This window comes from Planctomycetaceae bacterium, from assembly GCA_041398825.1.
In the GTDB taxonomy this organism is placed as follows: Bacteria; Planctomycetota; Planctomycetia; order Planctomycetales; family Planctomycetaceae; genus F1-80-MAGs062.
Genome location: JAWKTX010000010.1, coordinates 188,846 through 201,038, shown reverse-complemented (window position 1 = coordinate 201,038; position 12,193 = coordinate 188,846). Strand labels below are relative to the sequence as shown.

Here is a 12,193-nt window from a genome sequence, read left to right as displayed (position 1 = left end):
ATGAACTCATGGACCGGGCAAAGTGTGCTGCTGATCCGATAAATCAGATTTGTCGACGGAAGGCCTGAATTGCCCGGCGACAACGGTTGGGATTGAGTGCGCGAACAACGGCTCCGGCCAGGTGAACAGGAGATTTCAGAATTCGCCGCACTCGTTCTTTTTGAGGAATAAACATTGACCACTGTGCTGCACATTCCGGCGATTGGCGCCACTGGAGTTCACCAGACGGGATGGGTTGCGGAGCACACGTCCGATGGAACAGATCCCGCTGTCCTTCCGTCATCAGAATCGAAAGGCATCTTGCTGTCAGGTGGGCCTCTCCAAAGTCGTACAAGTCACTCCACGCGAAGTTGTTAAGTTCCCTCGCTTTCGATCGCATCGCAGCTGCCAGACGCGGTTCGTCCTCGCAGTTTGCGGCGAGTCGAAGAGTGTTGGCTTTTCTGAAATCCTGTGCGGCCCAGGCTTCTGTCGGATATTCGAGCTTGTCCGGTTCACTCAGGGTGCGTTTTTCATGGACGACCATCCAGCGGCCGTAATGTCGCATCGTCTCCCGAGCGTACGAATACATTTCATCCAGTTGATCTGCTTCCTGCTTGATAAGCAGGTATCGCCCGAGCGAAGTAAGAAACACACTGTAAGACCAGTGTCCCTCGGCATCAGTCAGATGCAGGGAGTGCAAGTCCTGCTCAGGATGAACGCAGCGTCGAATCAGCTCTTCTGACTTCAGAAGATATCGGTCGTCTCGTGTCAGCAGCCATGCATCCAACAGCGCGTTGATCGAATTTCCGGCTCCGCGGCCTGGCCCGTGAAAATCTTCAAACACAGTGGCAGAAGCATGTCCCGTCGGCCCATCATCCAGAATCCCGAAGATTGTGTTTCTGCCGTCGTCCATCCGCAGAACCCAGTCCGCCAGCAGCAGAACAGATTCGCGCGCTTCCGGGTTGCCAGTCAGATAGAAATAGTAAAGCAATCCGGTCGTGTAGTTATGTTCGTTGCCAGGTCCGCCACCATAAGGACGACCCGGTTTTTGATTCTCACGGGAATACGTGCGGTGAGTCGCAGTTCTGGCATCGACATAATGGTCGGTGTGCCAGAATAACCCGCCATTGAAGACCTCGCGATCCTGCGTGGTGTGATAGATGTCGATGTCCATCACGTGCCTGGCGAGCGGATCAAAAAGATCGATCCACCGTAAATCGGCTGACGCGGCAAACTGAAGAATCGCCCCAAAGATCAGATCAAACTGATTGTTGTAGTGAGAAACAATCGTATTCGAACCTTCGTAGTGGGTTTGTTCGTGGTCAGCGGGAATGTCCCCAAAGTTGCGCCAGCCGAATTCATCAATTTTTCTTCGACGTGCTTCCAGAGAAAAATCACCACTCGTTGCATCAGCCAGATAAGAACTCAGTCGACGGAGATCGTCATCGACCGGGCGCTCTGACCCTGATGTCGGAAATCCGGTTCCAGTGTCGGCATCTCTTGCCGGATAGTCGCCAGGAAACCATGGCAAAACGTTTGCCTCGGCGAACGAAGCTCCGGATTGAATGATTCGTGTCACAGAGCAGACATGAGCCAATGCACCCGTCGGCAGGATGTCACGTTCTGAAGAATGGTCGTTGTGCAGGGCAATCCAGGTGGTTTTTGTTTTCTGCTCGCCTCCCTGCAGTTCGTAGTGCGCGTCGCCGGCATGCTCGGGCAGGACTCCCCAAATCAGTTGACCTTTATTAACTTCAATGGACGACGGGAACTGCTGCCAGAATTCCGGCTGACTAACCGAGAACGAGCCGGTTTCAGAAACAAGCACCACCGTGGGCTGTGCGTGATAGCCTCGAAACGTCCCGTTGCTGCTTTGAACCTGATAGCCTCGATCTGCCACAGACGTCGTTGCCTGGTCTGTGCGATGATTCGTCGAGCTCCAGTTCCGGAAGCCACTGCCATTCTGCTGGACCCTGAGAGTCTCTTTTGCGGTGTGTCGCCGAAAATTCTGATTTGGTTCGGCCTGCCAGTAGACGTCGTTGGATACGCCCAGTTCGTCCAGCTGCAATTCGAAATCCAGTGATCGAAAACAAAACGATCCGGAATCGCCCAAATCCCAGAGTCCCCCTTTATGTCGAGCTCGGCGACTATTCCGCAATCGCGTTTCCACCTGCAATTGCCCGATCTGAACCCAATGCGTCAGCCGAACCTGAAGCATCACGTCCGGACATTCGCGGACACAGCCGTTGACCACGAACACCCGACGAACTTCGCCCTGAGTTTCCTGCCGAACGGATTTCCACTCAACATGCATTGGTTGGTTGCTGGTGTCGGAAAGCCTGGACGTGAGCCGCAGAGTTCGCTCCTGCAGATGACGGTCGCAATCGTTCCGAATGACGACAATGATCTGGCCGCCAGAGTATTTGACTGTGGTGGTGATTTCGGCGGCCGCTGCCACACTGGTGAGCTGTCTCTGGTCGCTTTCCTTTTGGTGATCTTCATCACACGACAAATCCAGGATGACAGGAATTCTCTGCCCTGTTTTCGACGTTGGTGGACTTCCTGCAACACGAGGGACGACCAACGAAGCCAGTAACCAGCGGATGCTTCCGTCGCTCCATCGATCCAGCACCTCTGTCTGCGCTGTTCCGCCCTCCCGACCATCATTCGGATCGGAGGGCACTCTGAACCTTGCCCTGGTCACGTCTCGCAGAGTATTCCGGGGAAAGCAAACGCCGCCGCAGACAGGAACATCCTGCAACTCATGCTGCGCATTGGAAACGATCATCGCCTCCATTCGAACGGATGATTGCTGAGTGTGAATGTTTGAATTTGCTGACGATGCCTGCACGATTCTGAAAACCTCAAAAAGGGATGGATCACTCCCGGCGTAGTCAATGACCAGGTACAGTTGACGGACAGAATTACCTGCAATGTCCCGTCAGCGCATCGTCTCCTTCCGCTCTGCTTTTCCTTCGTCCGGATTCAGGTGGTGTAGGCGTGATGCCTTTGCCCCAGGTGTTCAGCCAGCATCCCAGCACCAGCAGTGACCATAGCAGTTGTCCGTATCGTCCCCGTCCCCGGCAGTGGTCCGCAAAGAGCCTGGAAGCGCGTTTGACATCGATGTACTCCGCGATGGAAGCACTCGGGCTCAGCACCAGCTGGTGAATCTGATCTTTCAGTGGCCCTCGCATCCATGCGTCCGTCGGCAGTTCAAAACCCTGTTTGCGTCGGTGCACGAGTTTGTCAGGCAAACGGGACTCAAAAATCTGTTTCAGGATCCACTTCTTTGATCCGTTCCGGACTTTCATTGAAGATGGCATCGAAGCCGCGAGCTCCATCAACTGCCAGTCGATCAGCGGGGGCCGGACTTCCAGCCCGAAGCCCATGCTGGCCCGGTCGACTTTCGTGAGGAAATCATCCGGCAGCAGGACAGCAGTATCGGCCGACAGCATTCCGCTCAGTACGTCGCGATGCCCTTTTCGAAACCCATCTTCGATCAGCGACTCCGGATGATGATTGGCAAGGCGAGCAGCAAACTGAGGATTCAGCAATTGTGACCGCATCGCCCGACGGCAGGTGGAAACGGTATTGGCATAAGCAACAGCAGGTTCCGATGACAGATTCTGCAACAACGTCTGTAGACGAAGCGGACGTGGTAACCAGTCTGCTTTGGGCCAGACAGCTGCCATCCGACCCAGAATCTGCATCCGCAGCCAGGCAGGTAAACGATCGCGCAACGCTGCTTCTTTCAGATCGTGCGAATACCGGGCATAGCCGCCAAACAGTTCATCACCGCCGTCTCCTGACAACGCGACCTTCACATGATTCGATGCCATTCGGGCAACGGCCATGGTGGGAATTGCTGAGGCATCCGCGAACGGTTCGTCGTACAGATAGGTCAGTGCCTCCAGATCCCGCGTGGCTTCCGGAGTCACAATTTCTTCTGTGTGCAGGCAACCAAAGTGATGAGCGACCGATTCGGCGTAAGGCAGTTCGCTGAATTTCTTTTCCTGGAAGCCAATGGAGAATGTCTGCAGTGGCTCATTCAACAGGCCGGAAACCGTGGCCACAATGGCGCTGCTGTCCAGGCCCCCGCTCAGAAAAGCACCCACTGGAACATCGGCAATCAGGTGGGCTTTCACACTGCTGCGAATGGCTTCATCAATGCGATCCTTCCATTCGTCCTCTGAGGCATGAACTTCGGTCGAAAACGATAACTCCCAGTATCGCTGAGGCCTCGAATCCATCCGATCCGTCGACACCAGCATCCAGTGTCCGGCGGGAAGTTTCTGAACCCTTTGCAGGATGCTTCGCTGACCAGGGATGAATCCGAATGTCAGGTAGTCTTCAATCGCTTCCGGTGAAATGGTTCGTTCAACTTCGCCGTGCGCGAACAGAGCTTTCAGTTCGGACCCAAACAGCAGCTTCTGACCGTCACGGTAGATGAACAGGGGCTTCTGGCCCAGGTGATCCCGCGCAAGCATCAGTTGTCGGGATCGGGAATTCCAGAGTGCAAAGGAGAACATGCCACGAAGACGGGTGCACAGGTGCGGTCCGTACTCTTCAAACAAATGAACCAGAACCTCCGTATCCGAGTTGGTCTTAAAAAGATGGCCCTGAGACTCCAACTCTGCCCTGAGTTCGCGGTAGTTGTAGATTTCTCCATTAAAGACAACCTGAATCGAACCATCTTCGTTTCCGATGGGCTGACTGCCGCCTTCGAGGTCAATGATCGAGAGGCGACGATGAACCATTCCGAAGTTGCCCGAGCGGTAGAACCCTTCCCCGTCGGGTCCGCGCAGCGCGATCGCATCGCCCATGTGTTTGAGCGATTCTCTCAGAACGGGTCTGTCGGAATCAGAGTAGAGGACACCAGCAATACCGCACATGGCGGGCTCCATCAGGTCTTTCGAGTGCAGTTTTCGATCACGTACCGCGATCGCGGTGCAATGAGACGCACCTGTCTGTCCTCAAAACCTAGGTCACCTCACGACCTTCGCACCGCACAACTGCAACACTCCGTGGTTTTTCCCGCACGGTTGTGCAGGGTGAAATCAGATGTTGCTGAAAAGCACCATCGCGATGCCGGAAGTCTGACGCCTCCGCAACCAATCGTTCGCACAGCGTTGCCTGATTTTTCCGTTGTCACGAACAAACCAGTTGAAGCGATTGCACCAGATATGTGTTTGGTCACGTTGGCGCAGATAATGCGATGGCACGCCACGGCATCAGAGGACCGCCATGCCAGCGCTGGTGATTTCAATTTATGGCGCTGTGTTGCCTTAATTGTTCCTGACCGATTATCCTGCGGTAGAGCGAAAATGTTTCACCAGGCCGTGAAGGGCTGAGCAAAGGTATGTCGGAAGAAGAGAAAACTGATGCGGCTGCAGAGCAGGAGTCTGTTCTTTCTGCGGAACGAAACATACCAAAGGCCATCGTGCGAGATTCTTCCGGCAGTCCGTCTGCGCTGGTTCGCGCTTCGAAGATGTGGTGGGTGACGTTGGTCTGCCTGGTGCTGGCTGTCTGGATGACGTGGCAATCGATCCCGGCGCACGGACCGCTCATTACCATCATTTTCCCGGAAGGTCATGGTTTGAAGACAGGTGATTTTGTTCGGCATCGAGGTATCGAGGTCGGGCAGGTAGAAACCGTGTCGCTCAGCGATGACCTGTCCAGAATCACTGCGACGGTGGTCCTCACCCCCGAAGCCGCCGGACTGGCGCGCGAAGGGACTCGATTCTGGATTGTTCGACCACAAGTCAGCCTGAGCGGGATCAGCGGCCTGGAAACAGCCGTCGGAGCCAAGTACATCGGTGTCAGTCCCGGCGAAACGGGAGCCGGATACCAGGCACACTTCGAAGGTCTCGCATATGCTCCGCCCGATGAGGAAACAGGACAGGGGATCGACGTCGTTTTACGGAGCGATTCGACGCATGGTATTAATTCCGGGGCACCCGTGACCTGGCGAGGTGTCGATGTCGGTCAGGTTCTGTCCGTCGGACTGTCGCCGGATGCTCGCTCCGTCGATGTTCACGTCCGAATTCAGGCAGAATATCAGCGACTGCTGCGTTCGTCTTCGAAGTTCTGGGTGAATAGCGGTCTGGGTGTGAATGTTGGGCTCAGCGGAATCAAGCTGAATGCCGACTCACTGAGCACCATCGTTCGAGGTGGCGTCTCTTTCACAACGCTTGTTTCCGATGGTGAGCCCGGGGCTGTTTCCAGCGGCCATCTGTTCACGCTGCACTCGGAGGTCAAAGAGGAATGGCTGAAGAGCGAAGCACTGCTGCCATTGATCGATTTTGAATTGCCGGAAACAGTGATTGTTCGAGCCGACGTTCAGTCGTCTCTTCTGGGGATCAAACGCAGCAGGACAATCACGCTGAATGGTGTCCTGGTTGGCGCTGAAGATGGAGCCATTCAACTGTTAACGGCTCCCGGCATACTGGATGCGATGCCGCACGACTCAAAGGATCCGGAATCTCAGGCTGCAGATGCTTCCCAACGGGCAATAGAAATCCCAGCCGTTTGTCAGATGGATGGCTTGTCTCTTGACGTCGCGCTGAGACCCGTCGGCAACTCAGAAACTGAAGACAGCACTGGAACGCATCGAACGTCTCATGTTCGACTTCAGATTCTGGCGGAAGGAAGTGCCATTACAACGAACTCTCACCCAAAGGCCGGGCCGCTTGCAAACAAAGCCTTTCGCAAGCCCGGTGATGTCGAAGATTGTTGCATCTGCAGGCACGTCTTCTCCGACGGCAATGTTGGTTCTGTGATCCATAGTCTGGGGCGGGATCAACTGCAGCCGACGGAAAAAGGGTGGATCATCACCAATGATACGGGCGATTTGACAGCATGGAACGGATCTCCCGTGGTCGCTCAACGGGACGGCAGTATCATCGGTCTTCTCTGTCTGACTCCTTCCGGGCCCATGATTTCACTGATTGACTGAAACTGATTGACTGAATAGGTCTTCAGCGTTCCGTTTCGGATACCGCTTGCCCCTGTTTTGTGTCCGCAGAGACTTCCATGAATCGTCTTGCAAAGAATGACGAACTTGTCCGGGCCGCAAATGGTGGTGATTTCGAAACGGTGAAGCGACTGATCGAACAGGGCGCTGACCCAAACAGCGTGGACCAGTATGGTATGGGGCCGCTGTTGACCTTCCATCCTGATGTGATGCGCTATCTTCTGGAGCACGGAGCTGATCCGGATGTTCAGCGCAACGAAAACATTGCGCCGGTGATTCTGGGGGTTTGTGGACACTTCGAATGTCTGCGTTTGTTGGTTGAATCGGGAGCCGATGTTAACCGGGCCAGCGACCATAACGGTGAGACGGCGCTTCACGGCGTCGCCGGTCATAGTGACACTCGAGCTGTCCGGTTATTACTTGATCATGGCGCGAACCCCAATGCTCGAACGAAGCCCGGTATGAAAACGTATATGCTGTGGAGAGATGCGCGTGTACGCGGAGAGACGCCGCTACACAGAGCCGCGGCCTGGGGCAGTGGAGAAGTGATTCAATTATTGTTGGATGCTGGTGCCGATCCGACCATTCGTGATGCCAACCAGGACACGCCACTAAGCTGGGCGAGCTGGCACCTGCGAGACAAGACAATCATCGATCAACTCTCATACGAAGGCTCGGGTGTCGGTCCTGACTTTCCGCCAATTGGAAGCTTCCGCTTACCACCATAGCAAACCCGGCAGTGCACCATGGCCGCATCCCCCCTGGATTTCCATGGCCAACGGTCCGCAAACATCACTGGGTGGCCTGGGAACGGCTGCAATTTTCGGTCCTGAATCGTCGCTTCGACCCCGAGGCAGGCCAAGGCAACAGGAAAAGCAGAATGACCCCTTTTTCGTTCCCCCGTCGGGAAATCAGCGTCTTTCCCCGATCAAGCACGACAGCGTTGAGTCGGCCACTCCGCCGGGGCTGCCCTGCCGACAGTCTTCTTCTCTTTATAGTTGGACATCAGCTTACGGGGCCAATCGGCTTACCGGGACAGCACATTGATCACAGTACTGGCAAAGATTGACGAGTCGTCCAGGTTCGTGAAGAACAGTGTCTGAGGACCCGTTGCTTTGATTGTGTACTTGAACTCGTGCACTCCCGCATCCTTCGAACTGAATGTGTACTCCGTCGTCTTTCCGGCTTTGGAGTCAGAGCTGTTCAGTCGAACGGTTCCTGCAAAGTTCGTGGCGATGTTTCCGTATGCGTCATACACCGTCAGTCGGACCGTGAAGCTTCGGCCGGAAGTAACTGTTGCCGGTGTCGAAATCGCAAAGCGAGCCGCAGAGCCTGGTTCCACCGTGATGCTGGCGGAAGAGCTGACAGCAGCGGCAGAATCGGTCACCTGCAGCGACTGTCGCCCTGCTGTCTTCAGCGTTACGGAAAACGCATGGGATCCACCGTCGGCCGCGGTGAATGTATAACTGGCGGGAAGCCCGGCCTGCTGGTCACTGCTGCTGAAGGAAACGGTTCCCGTGTAACCGGAAATGACATTGCCGGATGAATCTCGCGCCGCCACCACCACAGTCAGAGCCTGTCCCGCGGTGGCCTTACCACTGGTGATGGAAAAATCGGCAACCTGAGATCTGAGCGGAGTGACTGAGATGCCGCTTCGCGTGGTTGAGATTGACGGAACATCGATGTCGATCACTGAAATCGACTGGGGCCCGATCGTGTTGAACGTCGCGCTGAAAACCTGTGTGCCTCCATCCTTGTTGCTGAACGAGTACTCCTGCGGCAACTGTGCCTGAGGATCGCTGCTGGCGAAGCGGACAGTGCCGGTGTAGTTGTCGATCAGATTTCCATAAGCATCCGTCGCCGTCACTGTGACTTGTTGGCTGACTCCGACACTGGCGTCGCTTGTGGTGGAGATTGTGAACCTGCTGAATTCACCAACTCGGACGTTCGTCCCCGCCTGTCCGCTGACAGCGATGTTTGCCGTGTCCGACACGACGATTGATTGTGCCCCGGCCGTTCCGATCGCGAGATCGAACGCATGAACACCTCCGTCCTCAGCCGCAAACGTATAGTTTGCCGGAAGGGTAGCCGTGCCTGCCGTTGTGGAGAAGTGGACGGTCCCGAAGTAGTTCTTCGCCGTGTTTCCAAATGCGTCCAGTGCGGTGACTTTGGATGCAAAGACCTCCCCGGCACCAATGTTGGTCGGCGTGGAAACGGTGAATACGGTGGCAATTCCATTCACGACTTCAAAGTTCGTGACTGTCGCCGCCGTCAATGGGTCCGTGACATCGGTCGCGATGAACGACCAGACGATCCCATTGGGAGTCGATGTCCGTAGTTCAACGGGAACAACCACCAGACCGTCATCCGCCGCCGTGAAATTCACGATTGAGGGGAAGGCAGCCAGCCCGTCGGTACTGGACAGCTGAACGGATCCGGCGAAACGGGTGACTGTATTTCCAAAGGCATCGGTCGCGCGGACGCTCAACTGAATCGTTTCACCGGCAGTCACCAGAACGTGGCCCTGGCTGTCTCGACCGTTCGGAACAGAAAGCTGCAGATCGGAGTACTCGGCTGCGCTGACGGCAACCCCGGCCAGGGATCCCACGATCGTGCCATCACTGCTTCGGGCGGAGACCGACTGAATTCCGGCGGTGCGAAGTGTTGCTGTAAATTCGTGGATCCCACCATCCTCCGTGGTAAATGTATAACTCTGCGGCAGTCCTGCCTGCACATCGGAACTGGTGAAGAACACGGTTCCGCGGTAGTCCGTGGCAGTCTGCCCGATGGTGTTGAGGACCTGTACGACGAATGTCTGGTTTTCACCAGCCGTGGTGGAATTCGCACCGGTGATGCTGAACGCACTGGCAACCGGGGGCGTCGCGTCACTCGTCAGGGTCCCGTTGATCGAAGGTGTCACCAGATCTGTTGCGGTGAGCGTCTGGGTGCCGACGGTCAGGAACGTGACCATTGTCGTTCCGACCCCGTTTGACAGCGTCAGATCATCGGGGACCAGTGCGGCAGGATCAGAACTCGTGAAGTGGATCGTATCGGAGTAGCTGGTTGCGGTGTTTCCATAGATATCCCTGGCAACGATGGTCACGGCCCGGGATGTGCCAATTGGCCCCGAGGAACCGGCCAGGGAGAGACTTGTCGCGGCCAGTGGCGTCACATTGACGCGGCCGGCCCCGCTGATTTTTCCGCCGACTTCGGTTGCCTTGATGACAATATTTCCCGCGGTTCGGAGAGTGACAGTGAAGGTGTGCTGGCCGGCATCTTCCTGGGTAAACGTGTAGTCGGCTGGCAATCCCGCAAGCGCATCGCTGCTCGTGAAAAAGACCATCGACGAATACCCAGGAGCCAGAGCTCCTGCTGTATCGACTGCACTGACCGTGATTTCAAAACTGTCGCCGGCCACTGCTCCGGCCGGAACAGAGATCCCCAGTTGTGATACCTGACCGGTGACTTCGACATCCACGGAGGCAGCCTGCATGTTCGGGGCGGACACGGTGACAGACTGCATGCCACCTGTGATCAGCCGGATCGCCCCGACAAACGAATGCGATCCGCCATCTGCCTCTGTGAAGACATAGGGAATGCCGGCATCCAGGGGATTAAAGGCATACCCGCTGGCTGTGCTTGCCTGAGGATCGCTGCTGCTGATGTACACGACGCCGCGGAATCCCGCAGCGATGTTTCCATCCGCATCAATGGCCTCGATGGTCATCGGGAGCACGGACCCCGAAGTGGTCGAAGCCGGCGCGGAGACTCGAAAGGTGACTGCTCCCGCCAGATTCTGGTAATCGGCGTTGTCGTTGGTCACAACCGTCACACCCCCGGCGCTGGGGTATGCGAGGTCGACCGCGCCATCACCGTTGAAATCTCCGTGCGTGCCGGATTCGAATCGTCCGCTGGGAGTCGGATAGTCAATCGATGGGTAGAACGTTCCATCGCCTCGGCCATGACTGATCATGTATTTGCTGGAACCGCGGACAGCAAAGTCGTCATAGCCATCGTTGTTGAAGTCGGCCACCTCAATCTCGTAGCCTGTCTGAGCGATCCCGTAGGTGTGTGGCGCTCCATATGTCCCATCCCCATTGTTCATCAGGATGCTCATGGACGTGGCAACGTATGAGTTGGGGACGGCAAGGTCCACGTAGCCGTCGTTGTTGAAGTCACCGGCAGCCAGATAAACGGGGGCGGAAAATGCGTAATAGCTGCTGGGGGGATCGAAAGAGCCATCGCCGCGACCGCGCAGGATACTGACCGTTCCGATACTGGACGTATTGGACGTTGCCATGTCCAGATTACCGTCGCGATCGACATCCGCCAGCACCAGATTGATGTTGTTGCCCGGGACCGCGACATCCGAACGCGGTTGCATCGTGCCGTCACCAACACCCAGATAAACACTGGCACTGTTGGTATTCATGGTGCCGACATCAAGGATCGCGTCGTTGTTAAAGTCTCCGATACGGACCGAATGAGAACCTGGCGCGGCAGGGTACGCCACAGGACTGTCGAATGTGCCATCGCCATGCCCGTAAAGCACGTTCAGGGCGGTCCCGATGACGGCAATGTCAGCGAAACCATCTCCGTTGAGATCGCCTGCATCCGCATCGAAAGCACTGGTACCAGCCGGGAAGCTCACTGGCAGCTGAAACGACCCGTCCGGATTGCTCAACATGACCGAGATCGAACCATCGACTGCATTGTTGACGACGGCCATGTCTGATCGACCATCGGCGTTGAAGTCGCCAACGGCAATTCCGGCGGGATTATTTCCCGTCAGATAAGTGATGGGAGATGTGAATGACAGCACCAGTCTTGCTTCCAGTGATTCCGGTGCCAGTCGACCGAAGGCAGAAGCATGGCGGCGGTTACGAACAGATTTTCCCTGAAAGAGACCCCGGAGAAATGAAAGTCGCATGAATCGATGTCCTTGTGCCGCCGCACCGGACGGTGTCAGGCAGCGAGTATGAAACAGGCCCGGATCAGGAATCCTCAGGGAAAATCCGGAGTGACAAGGAGAAGCCGTTTTGAAGACCGTGCTCCGCCACAGGAAATTCAAAGATTGCCTGCGGGCTGTTTCTGACAGGCAATCGCCAGCAACCAGGGAAATGAGTTTGATTGCAGGCTTGAAGGGAGTTCACGGCTGCGACGTTGGACAAGGCACATGCTGAGGCCAAAACATCCAATCCAGAGCGACTGCCATTTCTGGAGAACTTCACCTTTGTGTCCCCG

General features: G+C 56.0%; 5 protein-coding genes. 2 read left to right on the top strand and 3 right to left on the bottom strand.

The features are described 5' to 3' along the window. Nucleotides 1-43: 43 nt before the first annotated feature. Together R3C20_18555 and asnB are read right to left on the bottom strand one after the other, a co-directional pair. Nucleotides 44-2,764 (bottom strand): hypothetical protein, encoded by a 2,721-nt coding sequence (locus R3C20_18555; GenBank protein MEZ6042505.1) that lies wholly within the window; start codon nt 2,762-2,764, stop codon nt 44-46. 136 nt (nt 2,765-2,900) lie between these two features. Beyond that, nucleotides 2,901-4,868 (bottom strand): asparagine synthase (glutamine-hydrolyzing), encoded by a 1,968-nt coding sequence (gene asnB, locus R3C20_18550; GenBank protein MEZ6042504.1) that lies wholly within the window; start codon nt 4,866-4,868, stop codon nt 2,901-2,903. A 467-nt stretch (nt 4,869-5,335) separates the two neighbouring features. On the opposite strand from asnB, the gene R3C20_18545 reads away from it, so the two are divergent. Further along, on the top strand, nt 5,336-6,931 hold the full coding sequence (locus tag R3C20_18545) for an MlaD family protein (protein ID MEZ6042503.1): 1,596 nt from the start codon (nt 5,336-5,338) through the stop codon (nt 6,929-6,931). Nucleotides 6,932-7,008: 77 nt separating this feature from the next. Next, on the top strand, nt 7,009-7,677 hold the full coding sequence (locus R3C20_18540) for an ankyrin repeat domain-containing protein (GenBank protein ID MEZ6042502.1): 669 nt from the start codon (nt 7,009-7,011) through the stop codon (nt 7,675-7,677). Between the two features lie 299 nt (nt 7,678-7,976). Here the strand turns inward: R3C20_18540 and R3C20_18535 are convergent, their stop codons facing one another. Beyond that, on the bottom strand, nt 7,977-11,879 hold the full coding sequence (locus tag R3C20_18535) for a VCBS repeat-containing protein (protein MEZ6042501.1): 3,903 nt from the start codon (nt 11,877-11,879) through the stop codon (nt 7,977-7,979). Between the last annotated feature and the right edge of the window lie 314 nt (nt 11,880-12,193).